Origin of the sequence: Marivita lacus (assembly GCF_014637725.1) — a bacterium.
Classification (GTDB): Bacteria; Pseudomonadota; Alphaproteobacteria; order Rhodobacterales; family Rhodobacteraceae; genus Marivita; species Marivita lacus.
In genome coordinates this window covers 1-13,442 of the sequence record NZ_BMFC01000014.1, presented here as the reverse complement: position 1 = coordinate 13,442, position 13,442 = coordinate 1, and the positions used below count along the sequence as shown (strand labels likewise).

Sequence of the window (13,442 nt, the reverse complement as noted above, 5' to 3'; positions counted from 1 at the left end):
AACCGGAGTGTGAGATATGTCTGATATGCTCAAACCCTCCCGCCGCGCGTTTCTGCGGGGCTCTGCCGCGGCTGCGGCGGGGCTGACCGCTGCGGGCGCCGCGCGGGCGAACGTCCCCGATCCGCTGATCACCGAGGTGCAGGACTGGGCCATGTCCTTTGGCGATGGCGTCGATGCCTCGCCCTACGGACTGCCGATCCAGTACGAAAGCGACGTGGTCCGCCGCAACGTGGAATGGCTCACCGCCGACACCACCAGCTCGATCAACTTCACGCCGATCCATGCGCTGGATGGTACGATCACACCGCAGGGTTGCGCGTTTGAACGCCATCACTCAGGCGCGATTGAACTGCGCAAGGAAGATTATCGCCTGATGATCAACGGCCTGGTCGACACACCGCTGGTGTTCTCCTATGCCGATCTCGAACGCTTCCCGCGCGAAAACCACGTCTATTTCTGCGAATGTGCCGCCAATACCGGCATGGAATGGGCGGGTGCGCAGCTGAACGGTGCGCAATTCACCCACGGCATGATCCACAACATGGAATATACCGGCGTGTCGCTGCGCACCCTGCTGACCGAAGCCGGGCTTGAGGCGGCTGGTGACCTGTCCGACAAGTGGGTCTATGTCGAAGGCGCGGATGCGTCTTCGAACGGGCGGTCCATCCCGATGGACAAGGCGCTGGACGATGTTCTGGTCGCGTTCAAGGCCAATGGCGAAGCGCTGCGCAAGGAACACGGCTACCCCGTGCGTCTGGTCGTTCCCGGCTGGGAAGGCAACATGTGGGTCAAGTGGATCCGCCGCATCGAAGTGACGGCGAACGCGGTCGAAAGCCGCGAGGAAACGTCGAAGTACACCGACACGCTGGAAGACGGCACAAGCCGCAAGTGGACATGGGTGATGGACGCGAAATCCGTCATCACATCGCCCAGCCCGCAGGCACCGATCACCCATGGCTCAGGGCCGCTGGTCATCACTGGTCTGGCCTGGTCGGGGCACGGCGCGATCACCCGCGTGGACGTGTCCAAGGATGGCGGCAAGACATGGGAAACCGCACGCTTGGCCAAGCCGGGCGAGAAGATGGCGCTCACGCGCTTCTATCTCGACACCGAATGGAACGGCGAAGACATGCTGATCCAGTCGCGGGCGATGGACGAAACCGGATACGTTCAGCCGACCAAGCATCAGCTGCGCGAGGTGCGCGGCGAGAACTCGATCTACCACAACAATTGCATCCAGACGTGGCACATCATGCCCAACGGGGAGGCCGAAAATGTCGAAGTCTCTTAATCTTTTCGGCGGAGCCGCGTTCGGCACGGTTGCCGTGCTGACCATGGCGGTCAACTTTGCCGACCGCAACATCGCCGGGTTTCCGGAAAATCCGCCGGTCATGACGGCCATTGCGGCACCTGTCGTGTCCAGCGGCCTGATCGGTGCGGCCAACGCGTCGACCGGCGCAGGCGAGGGCAAGTTCGGCCTGGGCCGTGTGGCACTGCCCGAAGAAATCGCGGCATGGGATGTCGATGTCAGTCCTGATGGCACCGGCTTGCCGGTTGGGTCTGGATCGGTCGAAGATGGCGAAATGCTCTTTTCCGAAGGGTGCGCCGTGTGTCATGGCGAATTTGCCGAAGGCGTCGGCAACTGGCCCAAGCTGGCGGGCGGTGAAGGCACCTTGGCCAATGACGACCCGGTCAAGACCGTGGGCAGCTATTGGCCCCACCTGTCCACCGCATGGGACTACGTCAACCGCTCCATGCCCTATGGCAACGCCCAGACGCTGAGCGATGATGATGTCTACGCGATCGTCGCCTATATCCTCTACTCGAACTTCCTCGTGGAGGATGATTTTGTCCTGAGCAACGAGAACTTCCTGGAGGTCGAATTGCCCAATGCCGATGGCTTCATCATCGACGACCGTGCCGAGACCGAATACACGATCTGGCGCACCGAGCCCTGCATGGAAAACTGCAAGGACAGTGTCGAAATCACCATGCGCGCAACCGTGCTGGATGTGACGCCGCAGGAAGAAGCGGCCGCCGCGCAAGCTGCCGTGGCGCAGACCGCAGCTGTGACAGAGCCGGTTGCCGAGGCGCCTGCCGCCGAAGCAGCGGCTGTCGTGGCAGCTGCCGAAGCAGACGCCCTTGACCCGATGCTGGTTGCTGCCGGTGAAAAGGTGTTCGGCAAGTGCAAGGCCTGTCACCAGGTCGGGGATGGCGCGAAAAGCCGGACTGGCCCGCATCTCAACGGCATCATCGGTGCGGATATCGGCGCGGTTGACGGGTTCAAGTACTCAAAGGTGCTTGCCGAAATGGGCGGGACATGGACGCACGAGACACTTGCAGCCTTCCTTGCCGATCCTCGCGGGTTCGCCAAGGGGACCAAGATGAGCTTTGCAGGCCTCAAGAGCGAGGACGACATCGCGGCTGTGACCGCGTATCTGGCAAGCTTCCAATAATCACGGTCTGCGCGGCAAGGATCTACCCTGCCGCGCAAAACCCGTTAATGTAATTCTGAGATACAACTACCGGCCAACATTATCTGTTGAGGTAACATGGCGAACACGTCCGGTCTGTTCATGTCCGTTCTCGGAGGCGCAGCGCTTGTGCTGGGGGTTGCCTATGGCTGGACCGCGCGGGACTATCGCATCGCAGAACTGGATGCCTTGACCGAACGACTGGCCCAAGTTGAACGCAGCAACGCGGATTTGGCGGACAAGGCCGAACAGGCCACCGCGCTTGAAGCGCGGCTTTCCACTCTCGAAACCGAATTGGCCACAGCTTTGCAGGCTGTCGAAGATGCGCAACAGGCGGAAACGGCTCCGGCCGTCGTGCCCGAAGCTGACGCCGAGACCGTTCTGGCAGATGCCGGTGATCCGAGTTTTGGCGACCCCGCGAAAGGCGAACAGGTGTTTGGCCAATGCCGGTCCTGCCACCAGGTCGGGCAGGGTGCGACCGACCGCATCGGCCCGCATCTGAACGGCATTTTCGGCCGCCGGGCAGGCGCGCATGCGGATTACCGCTATTCCGAAAACATGCAGATGATGGGCTCGGACGGTCTCACCTGGGAGATCGACACTCTGGATGCCTATCTCGAAAACCCCAAGGCGCTGGTGTCGCGCACCCGGATGAACTTTGCCGGTTTGAAAGACCCTCAGGACCGGTCTGATATTCTTGCCTATCTGCGCCAGTTCTCGGCCAGCCCGCAGAACATCCCCGAAGCGGCCCCCACCGCCCAGCCGCGCGAGGTCGATTTGGCTCCCGAGGTGCTGGCGATCGTGGGAGACACGGATTACGGCGAATACCTTGCCAGCGAATGCAAGACCTGCCACCAACAGGATGGGTCGGACAAGGGCATCCCCGCGATCACGCAATGGCCGACCGAAGATTTCGTGGTCGCCATGCATGCCTACAAGAGACAGATCAGACCGCACCCGGTGATGCAGATGATGGCAGCGCGGTTGTCGGACGAAGAGATTGCCGCACTCGCGGCGTATTTTGCCCAAACCGAATAAGGCCCGGAGAGGTCGCGTCGGACGGGGTGTTTCAAAAGGGAGGAAGACCATGAAACTCAACAGACGCGCCTTTATGGGCACCGGGGTGGCGGTGGCAACGCTCAGCGCTCCGATGGTGCATGCGGCGTCGCACGGCAAACCCAAGGTGGTTGTCGTGGGCGGGGGCGCAGGCGGTGCCACGGCTGCGCGCTATATCGCCAAGGACAGCGCAGGTGAGATCGACGTGACGCTGATCGAACCCAGCCGCAGCTACTACACCTGCTTCTTTTCCAACCTCTATATCGGTGGGTTCTGGGAAATCGAGAACCTTGCGCATTCCTATGGCAAGCTGGCCGCGGATTACGGGATCAACGTGGTGCATGACTGGGCCACGGGTGTGGACCGCGACGCAAAGACCGTTGCCCTCGCCGGTGGCGGATCGGTGCCCTATGACCGGCTGATCCTCAGTCCCGGCATCGATTTTGTCGATGGTGCTGTCCCGGGTTGGGACGTGTCGGCGCAGAACGCGATGCCGCATGCTTACAAGGGGGGCAGTCAGACCGAATTGCTCAAGGCGCAGATCATGGCGATGCCCGAAGGCGGCACCTACGTGATGGTGGCCCCGCCCAACCCGTACCGCTGCCCGCCCGGACCGTACGAACGCATTTCGATGGTAGCGCACCAACTCAAGGCCAACAATCCGACGGCCAAGATCATCATCGCCGACCCCAAGGAAAGCTTTTCGAAACAGGCGCTCTTCGAGGAAGGCTGGCAAAAGCACTATTCGGGAATGGTGACCCGGATCGGTCCGGATTTCGGCGGCGGGAATGTCACTGTGGACCCGGCTGCGATGACGGTGGATATCGACGGCGAAGTGGTCAAGGCCGATGTGGTCAACGTGATCCCGGCGCAGAAGGCGGGCCTGATCTGTGAAGCGGCGGGCCTGACCGATGGCAACTGGGCGCCGGTCGACGGGGCGAGCATGGTGTCGCGGATGGATGAGAACATCCACATTCTGGGCGATGCCACCAATCAGGGCGACATGCCGAAATCGGGCTACTCGGCCAATAGCCAGGCCAAGGTTGCGGCGATGGCGGTGCGCGGCGCGCTGACCGGCAGCCGCGTGTTCCCGGCGAAATACTCGAACACCTGCTGGTCGCTGATCGCGACCGATGACGGTGTCAAGGTTGGCGCGGCCTATGAGCCGAACGAAGAGAAGATCGCCAGCGTGTCGAGTTTCGTCAGCCAGACCGGCGAAGATGAGGCCATGCGCAAGGCGACCTACGAGGAAAGCATCGGCTGGTACGAAGGCATCACGACGGACATGTTCGGCTGATCTTTTGGTCGAAGTATGCGAGGGAGGCCGGGCATCTGTCCCGGCCTTTTTCTTTTGGGGAGTGTCAGGTATCGCTGCGCCATCCGATCAGTCGCGGTGACAGCCCCCAAAGGCCCGCTCGAGTTTATCAGGCAAGATGAAGGTCAGACCGCTTGCAGCCCTTTCATCGCGCCGACCAGTTCCGGGATCTTTTTCTTGAACTTGAAAAAGCCGGCGGTTGCATGGGGCCAGGCGCGCCGATCAAAATTGCGGAGTGGGCGGACAAGGGGCAGCGCGCGGATGTCGTTCAGGATCGTTGCGGCGGGCCCGGCAGGCGCGTAAGGCGTCACGATCTGTTCCGCACCAGCGGCACGCGCCCAATCCTCGATCTCTTGCGCGGATCTCAGGCCATCGGTGACCCGCCCAAGCGAGGCCGACCAGCGCGCCGTGCAATCCGCCATTAGTGCTGATTTGAACGCCGTGACCTGAGGCGCGACGTGCAGCGGGCTGATCTGGCTGGTTGCATCGAGTGTCGCGGTCTCCAAGGGCTGCAGGCCCAGATCGATCAGCCAGCCGGGGCTGAGATCGTCCTCGTGCAGCAGCAGCACCGACGGTTTTGACGGGTCCAGCCTGTCGCCCAAGGGCGCATCCATGCGGGGAGGATGGGGCGGGCCGTCGAGCGGCGCGGGGTTGGAGGCCAGTTGGTGGAGCGGCATGAAGCGCCCGTCCGTGTATTTCGAGATGTTCGAGGCGGTTGCGACGTAATTCTTGTCTTCCGTCTGCATCCCGGCCACCCAGCGCCAGCTGAGCGTGTTCGATGCCGGGTCGCCGTCGTACAGATGCCGCAGGAAGAAATCCGCGCCCAGTTCCCATGGCAGGCGCAGGGTGAAAATCCAGATCGACGCGAACCACATGCGGGCATGGTTGTGCAGGTAGCCCGTGTCCACCAGTTCGCGCGCCCAGTGGTCAAGGCACTCGATCCCGGTTTCGCCGCGACAGGCGGCTTCCCATTCGGCGCGCAGGCCCGACTGGGTCTGAACCTGATCCCATGCGCGGGACAAGCCCTGCTGGTAGCCGCCCCAGACCGCAGGGCGCATTTCCAGCCAGCCTTTCCAGTAGGTGCGCCAGAACACCTCCTGTACGAATTTCTCGGCGCTGCTCAGCGAATAGCGACCCAGAACGGCCTCCAGCACCTCGGCCTCGGTGATCAACCGGTGGCGCAGGTAGGGCGACAGGGTCGAAACCGCGGCGTGTTGCCCCGGCCCGAAATCGTAGTTGCGCTGCGCCGCATAGTCGCGCGCAGCCTTCGGCACGAAGGTGGACAGCTTTTCCAGTGCCGCTGTGCGGGTCGGGGGGAACAGGTTTGACATGCGGCGCGAAGTAACGCCGGTCGGCGCAGGGTCAAGGCCGGTTCGCGCACCGCTGCCCCTTGCAGCCCCCTGCACCCAACACTAGTCTTGGGTCAACTCGCAACCAGGCCCCCGTTCGGCGGGCTCCTCATCCAGGCAGGCACAGATGAAAGATCCCATTGACACGTACATGAATACCCTTGTCCCCATGGTGGTCGAGCAGACCAGCCGTGGCGAACGGGCCTACGACATCTTCTCGCGTTTGCTGAAAGAACGGATCATCTTTCTGAGCGGCCCGGTGCATGACGGCATGTCGTCGCTGATCGTGGCACAGCTTTTGCATCTCGAGGCTGAGAATCCGTCCAAGGAAATCAGCATGTACATCAACAGCCCGGGCGGCGTGGTGACCAGCGGACTGTCGATCTACGACACGATGCAGTACATCAAGCCCAAGGTCAGCACGCTTGTCATCGGGCAGGCGGCCTCGATGGGGTCGCTGCTGCTGACGGCAGGCGAAGCCGGTATGCGCTTTTCACTGCCCAACAGCCGCGTTATGGTGCACCAACCCTCGGGTGGCTATCAGGGTCAGGCGACGGATATCATGATCCACGCGCAGGAAACCCAGAAGCTCAAGACGCGTCTGAACGAAATCTACGTCAAGCACACCGGCCAGACGCTCAAGAAGGTCGAAGCGGCGCTCGAGCGGGACAACTTCATGTCCCCCGACGAGGCCAAGGAATGGGGCTTGATCGACGAGATCGTGGCAAGCCGCGTCAAGACGCCAGAGGCCGAATAAATCGTGATTGGGTCACGACGTCTCGGATGTGTTTTTGACGTTGTGGCCCAAGTTTTGCTGTCCTAAGGTTCTTGGAAGAAAACATGACACACGCTTAAGGGTAGTGATTTTCAAGATCACATCCTTTGGGTGAGTCAGGAAAGGTAAAGACATGGCGACGAATTCTGGCGGCGACAGCAAGAATACCCTTTACTGCAGCTTCTGTGGCAAGAGCCAACACGAGGTGCGAAAGCTGATCGCAGGGCCGACCGTCTTCATCTGCGACGAATGCGTCGAGCTGTGCATGGACATCATCCGCGAGGAAACCAAAGGCGGTGGCCTGAAGTCGTCGGAAGGCGTGCCGACTCCGCGCGAGATCTGCGACGTGCTTGATGATTACGTGATCGGTCAATCCGTGGCCAAGCGTGTTCTGTCGGTGGCTGTGCACAACCACTACAAGCGCCTGAACCATTCTCAGAAATCGTCAGATATCGAACTGTCGAAGTCCAACATCCTGCTGATCGGTCCAACCGGCTGCGGCAAGACGCTGTTGGCCCAGACGCTGGCGCGGATACTGGATGTGCCGTTCACCATGGCGGATGCAACGACACTGACCGAGGCCGGTTATGTGGGTGAAGATGTAGAGAACATCATCCTCAAGCTGCTGCAATCGTCGGAATATAACGTTGAACGCGCGCAGCGCGGCATTGTTTATATCGACGAGGTCGACAAGATCACGCGGAAGTCGGAAAACCCGTCGATCACCCGTGACGTGTCGGGCGAAGGCGTGCAGCAAGCGCTGCTCAAGCTGATGGAAGGCACGGTTGCGTCGGTGCCGCCCCAGGGCGGGCGCAAGCATCCTCAGCAGGAGTTCCTGCAGGTGGACACGACAAACATCCTGTTCATCTGCGGCGGTGCCTTTGCGGGTCTGGACCGGATCATCAAGCAACGTGGCAAAGGCTCGGCGATGGGCTTTGGTGCGGATGTGCGTGACGACAGCGAACAGGGGATTGGCGAGACGTTCAAATCGTTGGAACCCGAGGATCTGCTGAAGTTCGGCCTGATCCCTGAATTCGTCGGCCGTCTGCCGGTGATTGCAACGCTTGAGGATCTGGACGAAGACGCGCTGATCATCATTCTGACCCAGCCAAAGAACGCCTTGGTCAAGCAGTATCAGCGCCTGTTCGAGATCGAGAGTACAACGCTCAGCTTTACCGATGACGCGCTGAGCGCCATCGCCAAGCGGGCGATCCAGCGCAAGACCGGGGCGCGCGGCCTGCGGTCGATCCTCGAAGACATCCTGCTCGACACCATGTTCGAACTGCCGGGCATGGATGACGTTGTCGAGGTGGTGGTCAACGAAGAAGCGGTGACGTCCGACGCCAAGCCGCTGATGATCTACGCGGATCAGAAAAAGGAACCTGCCGAGGCGGGTTGAACCTTCCATCGGCGTTAACTTGAAAAGGTGGGCATTTTGCCCGCCTTTCTTTTTGGGACGAGAACCATGACGATTACACGCATTTCTTCGGGTGGCGCTTTCGAGGCCAAGATCGGCTATTGCCGCGCCGTTGTGGCCGGTGGCTTTGTGTTTGTCGCGGGCACGGTCGGGCAGGGCGATACGGTGGCAGAGCAATGCCAGAGCGCGCTGGACGTGATCGCGGGCGCACTGGCCAAGGCCGGTGCGTCCTTGGCCGATGTGGTCCGGGTGACATACTATCTGCCGGACCGGAACGAATTCGAAGCCTGCCACGACATCCTTGCGCGGACATTCGGCGACAACCCGCCTGCCGCCACGATGATCGAATGCGGGTTGATCGACGCGAAATACCGCATCGAGATCGAAGTGACCGCGCTGGCACCCGCTGCGTCATAGCTGCGCTGGACCTTGGCCCGCAAAGCACCCTATAAGGCGCTGAACCAACCCCGAGGAGTCGTCCATGGGCATTCTGAATACCCTTCTTCGCGCTGTCACCTGGTGGAACGGGCAGACGCTTGGCACACAGTTCTATACGTGGCGCAAAGGCGAAAAAGTCGGTGAAGACACCCAGGGCAACATCTTTTACCGGTGCAAGGACGACAAGAAGCGCTGGGTCATCTTCAACGGCGAAGCCGAGGCAAGCCGCGTCGATCCGGATTGGCACGGCTGGCTGCATCACACGTTCAAGGAACCGCCGACCGAACGCCCGCTGACCAAAAAAGCATGGTCCAAGCCGCACCAGGAAAACCTGACAGGCACGGCGCTGGCCTATGCGCCGGCTGGCTCGATCCGTCGTCCGGAACCCGCGCCGCGTCAGGATTACGAGGCATGGCGCCCCGAATGATCCCGGCCTACCGCCGAACAGGGACGGAGTGCGGATGCCACGTCTGATCGCCTTTATCCTGCCCTTGATGTTGGCCTCGGTCAGCACGGCCCAGGTTGCCACGTCGAACGGCACCGGTGTCACCGTGCGTGCCTTGGACAAGATCACGGGCAGGGTGCAGGAGCTGCAGATCGCCGCCGGTCAATCGGCCACGGTCGGGCGGATCACGGTCACTGCCAATGAATGCCGCTATCCCGAGAGCAATGCCGCGGGTGAGGCTTATGCGTCGCTCACCATCATGGAAATCGGCAAGGACGCACCAGTGTATCAGGGCTGGATGATCGCATCCTCGCCTGCGCTGAATGCGATGGATCACCAGCGTTACGATGTCTGGGTGTTGCGCTGCACCACGTCCTGACCTGACGCTGCCAGGGGCACCCGTGTCAGATCGGCCTCGAGTTGCAGCGCCTGCGCCAGATGTGCCCGATATTCCGTGCGCGTGATCTCGATCGCGCCAAGAGATGCAAGGTGATGTGTCAGGAATTGCGTGTCGAACAGAATGAACCCCGACCTGCGCAACAGATCGACCAGCCAGGCAAGTGCGATTTTCGATGCATCCCGTTCGCGCGAAAACATGCTTTCGCCGCAGAAGGCTGCCCCCACCGTCACGCCGTAGACACCGCCCACCAGACGGTCCTCCATCCACACCTCGATCGAATGGGCATGGCCTTGGTGATGCAGCGTTTCGTAGAGAGCGCGGATTTCCTGATTGATCCATGTCTCGCTGCGATCCGCGCAGGCGTCGATCACCTCGGCAAAAACGGTGTTCAAAGTGACGCGATACCCGTCGCGCCGCAGCGCTCTGGCAAGGCTGCGCGAGATGTGAAACCTGTCGAGCGGAAACACCCCCCGCTTGCGCGGATCGACCCAGAACATCTCTGGATCGTCGCGATGTTCCGCCATGGGAAACACACCCACGCGGTAGGCCTGAAGCAAAAGCTCGGGCGTCACGGTCATGGCGCACCGCCTTGAGCTTCAGCGCAATACGGGTGCTCGAACGACCTCAAGGCTTCGCGTAGGTACGCTCCAGCCATTGCTCGAGCCAGTGGATGTTGTAATTGCCGCTGCGCACGTCCGGGTCTTCGAGCAGGTCGCGGAACAGCGGCACTGTGCTGTCCACACCGTCCACGATCAGCTCGCCAAGCGCTCGCGACATCCGGGCCAATGCCTCGTCCCGGTCTCTTCCATGCACGATCAGCTTGCCGATCAGGCTGTCGTAATAGGGCGGGATCGTGTAGCCATCATACAGCGCGCTGTCCATCCGCACGCCCAGACCACCGGGCACATGATACTGAGTGATCCGACCGGGCGAAGGCGAGAAATTCGGCAGTTTTTCCGCGTTGATCCGGGCCTCGATGGAATGGCCGTTGATGACCAGTTCATCCTGTTCAAACGAAAGCGGCAGGCCCGAGGCCACGCGGATCTGTTCGCGCACCAGATCGACGCCAAAGATCGCCTCGGTCACCGGGTGTTCGACCTGAAGACGGGTGTTCATCTCGATGAAATAGAATTCACCGTTCTCGTACAGGAATTCAATCGTGCCCGCGCCGGCGTAGTTGATCTTTGACACGGCATCCGCACAGACCTTGCCGATCCGCGCGCGCTCTTCCGGCGTGATGCAGGGGCCGGGGGCTTCTTCCAGAACCTTCTGGTGGCGGCGTTGCAGCGAACAATCGCGCTCACCCAGATGGACCGCCTTGCCCTTGCCATCGCCGAAGACCTGCACCTCGATATGGCGCGGTGTGGTCAGGTATTTCTCGATATAGACTTCGTCATTGCCAAAGGCTGCCTTGGCCTCGGACCGCGCGGTCTGAAAGGCGCGCTCCATGTCGGCAGCGGTATGTGCCACCTTCATGCCGCGCCCGCCGCCGCCTGCGGTCGCCTTGACGATCACCGGATAGCCGATCTCTTCCCCGACCTTCTTGGCCTCTGCGAGATCAGCCACACCACCGTCAGAGCCAGGCACGCAGGGCACGCCAAGCGCCTTGATCGTGTCCTTGGCGGTGATCTTGTCGCCCATGACGCGGATATGTTCGGCGGTCGGGCCGATGAAGATCAGGCCGTGATCTTCCACGATCTGCACGAAGCGCGCGTTTTCCGACAGGAAGCCGTAGCCCGGATGGATCGCTTGCGCGCCCGAGATTTCGCAGGCCGAGATGATGGCCGGAATCGACAGGTAGCTTTCCGTGGACGAGGGCGGCCCGATGCAGATCGCCTCATCGGCCATGCGCACATGCATTGCGTCGGAATCGGCGGTCGAATGTACGGCCACGCTGGCCACGCCCATTTCACGGCAGGCGCGGATCACGCGAAGGGCGATCTCGCCGCGGTTGGCAATCAGGATTTTGTCAAACATGCCTGCGTCCCGTTCACTCGAGGATCACGAGCGGCGCACCGTATTCGACGGGTGCCCCGTCTTCGACAAGAATGCGTTTCACCGTGCCGCTGCGGGGCGCCGGTATGTGGTTCATTGTCTTCATTGCCTCGACGATCAAAAGCGTGTCGCCTTCATTGATCTGCTGGCCGACCGAGATGAAGGAAGGCGAGCCGGGCTCTGCCTGCATGTAGACGGTGCCGACCATCGGCGAGGTGACTGCGCCGGGATGTGAGGCGGGGTCTTCTGGTGCGCTGGGGGCAGGTACCACCTGCGCGGACGACATCGGACTGGCAGTGGGTGCTGCCATGGCGGTGTGGAAGGCAGGGGCGGTCTGCGTGATGCGGCTGACGCGGACATTGAGGCTGTCGTCTTCGCCGTATTCGCGTTTGACTTGCAATTCGGTCAGGTCGTTCTCACGCAACAGCTTTGCCAGTGCTTCGATAAAAGCCACGTCAGCTTCATGGTTGGTCTTGGTCATGCTGTTCCTCGCCCGCTTCCTGCTCTTCGCACGGCCCCGTCAGTGGATGGATCGGAGGTGCGCTTTACCTACGGGTACCACCCGCTTTGCATGCCTTTCCTTGCACCGATTACGGTGCGGGGGCAAGGGGCAGCAGCGATCAATCTCGGCAATGACAGCGTCGCAAGGGGCGGGAAAGGCGCGCCTGTCAGGTGTCGGTCTGTGCCTCCTTCGCGGCCTCCAACCCCAGCGCTTGCTCGGAAATGAGCGCCTTGATCTGCATTTGGACAGCCGAGGGCGGAGCGGCCGGTGGAACAATTCGGTCGTCGCCAATGGTGCCGGGCAAGGGTGCGGCGATGGATGGGCGCGTCAGGCTTGCCGGTTTCGTGGCCTGGTCATCCCGGTACAGCGGCTTGAACGCCATGCCGGGCATGGTTGGTTGCAGTATCGGCATTGTCATGCTCCGTCGGTTCGAAGCCCCCAAGATATCATCATACCCGAATTTACGCCGAAATGCGCGGGCATAGTGACAACAGGCTTAACGGGTCACCTGAGCGAAAAAGGGCGGCCCGAGGACCGCCCTTTTTGCTTGGGTCTCGGAAATCCTCACCCCTTGTTCATCCGGTTTTCGATGAGTTCATCGACGACCGAGGGGTCTGCGAGTGTGGAGGTATCGCCCAGGCTGCCGGTGTCGTTTTCGGCGATCTTTCGCAGGATGCGGCGCATGATCTTGCCGGAGCGGGTTTTTGGCAGGCCGGGGGCCCATTGGATCACGTCCGGGCTGGCGATGGGGCCGATCTCGGTGCGGACCCAGTTGCGCAGCTCCTTGGTGAGCTCGTCGCTGGGCTCCACCCCGTTCATCAGGGTGACGTAGCAATAGATGCCCTGGCCCTTGATGGCGTGCGGATAGCCCACGACCGCGGCCTCGGCGACCTTGGCATGGGCCACCAGCGCCGATTCCACCTCGGCCGTGCCCATGCGGTGGCCCGACACGTTGATCACGTCGTCGACGCGCCCGGTGATCCAGTAATCCCCGTCGGCGTCCCGCTTGCAGCCGTCGCCCGAGAAGTAATAGCCCTTGTAGTCCGAGAAATAGGTTTTCTCGAACCGCTCGTGATCGCCCCAGACGGTGCGCATCTGCCCCGGCCAGCTGTCCTTGATCGCCAGCACCCCCTCGGTGGGAGAGCTGTGTATCTCCGCGCCCGATTGCGGATCGAGCACCACGGGCACCACCCCGAAGAACGGCTTCATCGCAGCACCCGGCTTGGTGGCATGCGCGCCGGGCAGCGGGGTGAGCAGGTGCCCGCCGGTTTCGGTC

General features: G+C 61.6%; 15 protein-coding genes. 9 read left to right on the top strand and 6 right to left on the bottom strand.

Translation table 11 applies throughout. From position 1 onward, the window contains the following. The first annotated feature begins 16 nt into the window (after positions 1 to 16). The 4 genes from soxC to IEV82_RS19190 all read left to right on the top strand — a co-directional run bounded on the left by soxC (position 17) and on the right by IEV82_RS19190 (position 4,827). Positions 17 to 1,291, top strand: a complete 1,275-nt coding sequence (gene soxC / locus IEV82_RS19205) for a sulfite dehydrogenase (protein WP_188483701.1) — start codon at positions 17 to 19, stop codon at positions 1,289 to 1,291. After that, positions 1,275 to 2,456 (top strand): c-type cytochrome, encoded by a 1,182-nt coding sequence (locus IEV82_RS19200; protein WP_188483700.1) that lies wholly within the window; start codon positions 1,275 to 1,277, stop codon positions 2,454 to 2,456. The genes soxC and IEV82_RS19200 overlap by 17 nt, the downstream gene beginning before the upstream one ends. Positions 2,457 to 2,828: 372 nt before the next feature. Then, the gene (locus IEV82_RS19195; protein WP_373285251.1) at positions 2,829 to 3,512 is read left to right on the top strand and encodes a c-type cytochrome; all 684 of its coding nucleotides are present in this window, start codon (positions 2,829 to 2,831) and stop codon (positions 3,510 to 3,512) included. 49 nt (positions 3,513 to 3,561) lie between these two features. Then, positions 3,562 to 4,827 (top strand): NAD(P)/FAD-dependent oxidoreductase, encoded by a 1,266-nt coding sequence (locus IEV82_RS19190; protein ID WP_188483699.1) that lies wholly within the window; start codon positions 3,562 to 3,564, stop codon positions 4,825 to 4,827. 143 nt (positions 4,828 to 4,970) lie between these two features. Here the strand turns inward: IEV82_RS19190 and IEV82_RS19185 are convergent, their stop codons facing one another. Continuing rightward, positions 4,971 to 6,176: an FAD-binding domain-containing protein gene (locus IEV82_RS19185; RefSeq protein WP_188483698.1), complete on the bottom strand. Its 1,206-nt coding sequence runs from the start codon at positions 6,174 to 6,176 to the stop codon at positions 4,971 to 4,973. Between the two features lie 145 nt (positions 6,177 to 6,321). On the opposite strand from IEV82_RS19185, the gene IEV82_RS19180 reads away from it, so the two are divergent. From IEV82_RS19180 to IEV82_RS19160, 5 genes are all read left to right on the top strand, one after another. Further along, entirely contained in the window at positions 6,322 to 6,951 is a 630-nt protein-coding gene (locus IEV82_RS19180) for an ATP-dependent Clp protease proteolytic subunit (RefSeq protein WP_188483697.1), read from the top strand. Between the two features lie 151 nt (positions 6,952 to 7,102). Beyond that, complete coding sequence (clpX, locus tag IEV82_RS19175) at positions 7,103 to 8,368, top strand: ATP-dependent Clp protease ATP-binding subunit ClpX (protein ID WP_188483696.1); 1,266 nt, start codon at positions 7,103 to 7,105, stop codon at positions 8,366 to 8,368. A gap of 66 nt (positions 8,369 to 8,434) precedes the next feature. Then, the gene (locus IEV82_RS19170; protein WP_188483695.1) at positions 8,435 to 8,803 is read left to right on the top strand and encodes a RidA family protein; all 369 of its coding nucleotides are present in this window, start codon (positions 8,435 to 8,437) and stop codon (positions 8,801 to 8,803) included. 64 nt (positions 8,804 to 8,867) lie between these two features. Beyond that, the gene (locus IEV82_RS19165; RefSeq protein ID WP_188483694.1) at positions 8,868 to 9,251 is read left to right on the top strand and encodes an NADH:ubiquinone oxidoreductase subunit NDUFA12; all 384 of its coding nucleotides are present in this window, start codon (positions 8,868 to 8,870) and stop codon (positions 9,249 to 9,251) included. Between the two features lie 34 nt (positions 9,252 to 9,285). After that, entirely contained in the window at positions 9,286 to 9,648 is a 363-nt protein-coding gene (locus IEV82_RS19160; RefSeq protein ID WP_188483693.1) for a DUF2155 domain-containing protein, read from the top strand. Here IEV82_RS19160 and aat read toward each other — a convergent pair. From aat to IEV82_RS19135, 5 genes are all read right to left on the bottom strand, one after another. Next, on the bottom strand, positions 9,612 to 10,247 hold the full coding sequence (aat, locus tag IEV82_RS19155) for a leucyl/phenylalanyl-tRNA--protein transferase (RefSeq protein ID WP_188483692.1): 636 nt from the start codon (positions 10,245 to 10,247) through the stop codon (positions 9,612 to 9,614). The two genes, IEV82_RS19160 and aat, sit on opposite strands and share 37 nt — an antisense overlap. 46 nt (positions 10,248 to 10,293) lie before the next feature. Next, positions 10,294 to 11,646, bottom strand: a complete 1,353-nt coding sequence (gene accC / locus IEV82_RS19150) for an acetyl-CoA carboxylase biotin carboxylase subunit (RefSeq protein WP_188483691.1) — start codon at positions 11,644 to 11,646, stop codon at positions 10,294 to 10,296. 13 nt (positions 11,647 to 11,659) lie between these two features. Next, positions 11,660 to 12,145 (bottom strand): acetyl-CoA carboxylase biotin carboxyl carrier protein, encoded by a 486-nt coding sequence (gene accB / locus IEV82_RS19145; RefSeq protein WP_188483690.1) that lies wholly within the window; start codon positions 12,143 to 12,145, stop codon positions 11,660 to 11,662. A 187-nt stretch (positions 12,146 to 12,332) separates the two neighbouring features. Further along, positions 12,333 to 12,578 carry a hypothetical protein gene (locus tag IEV82_RS19140; protein ID WP_188483689.1) on the bottom strand — a complete coding sequence of 82 codons (246 nt, stop codon included), beginning with the start codon at positions 12,576 to 12,578 and terminating at the stop codon, positions 12,333 to 12,335. A 152-nt stretch (positions 12,579 to 12,730) separates the two neighbouring features. Continuing rightward, positions 12,731 to 13,442 (bottom strand): AMP-binding enzyme (locus tag IEV82_RS19135; RefSeq protein ID WP_188483688.1); only part of this gene is annotated, 712 nt, incomplete at its 5' end.

Coding starts and splice junctions, on each gene's coding strand:
- IEV82_RS19170 (WP_188483695.1), top strand. CDS start 8,435: ATGACGATTACACGCATTTCTTCGGGTGGCGCTTTCGAGGCCAAGATC.
- IEV82_RS19190 (WP_188483699.1), top strand. CDS start 3,562: ATGAAACTCAACAGACGCGCCTTTATGGGCACCGGGGTGGCGGTGGCA.
- clpX (WP_188483696.1), top strand. CDS start 7,103: ATGGCGACGAATTCTGGCGGCGACAGCAAGAATACCCTTTACTGCAGC.
- accC (WP_188483691.1), bottom strand. CDS start 11,646: ATGTTTGACAAAATCCTGATTGCCAACCGCGGCGAGATCGCCCTTCGC.
- IEV82_RS19180 (WP_188483697.1), top strand. CDS start 6,322: ATGAAAGATCCCATTGACACGTACATGAATACCCTTGTCCCCATGGTG.
- IEV82_RS19185 (WP_188483698.1), bottom strand. CDS start 6,176: ATGTCAAACCTGTTCCCCCCGACCCGCACAGCGGCACTGGAAAAGCTG.
- IEV82_RS19200 (WP_188483700.1), top strand. CDS start 1,275: ATGTCGAAGTCTCTTAATCTTTTCGGCGGAGCCGCGTTCGGCACGGTT.
- accB (WP_188483690.1), bottom strand. CDS start 12,145: ATGACCAAGACCAACCATGAAGCTGACGTGGCTTTTATCGAAGCACTG.
- IEV82_RS19140 (WP_188483689.1), bottom strand. CDS start 12,578: ATGCCGATACTGCAACCAACCATGCCCGGCATGGCGTTCAAGCCGCTG.
- IEV82_RS19160 (WP_188483693.1), top strand. CDS start 9,286: ATGCCACGTCTGATCGCCTTTATCCTGCCCTTGATGTTGGCCTCGGTC.
- aat (WP_188483692.1), bottom strand. CDS start 10,247: ATGACCGTGACGCCCGAGCTTTTGCTTCAGGCCTACCGCGTGGGTGTG.
- IEV82_RS19165 (WP_188483694.1), top strand. CDS start 8,868: ATGGGCATTCTGAATACCCTTCTTCGCGCTGTCACCTGGTGGAACGGG.
- soxC (WP_188483701.1), top strand. CDS start 17: ATGTCTGATATGCTCAAACCCTCCCGCCGCGCGTTTCTGCGGGGCTCT.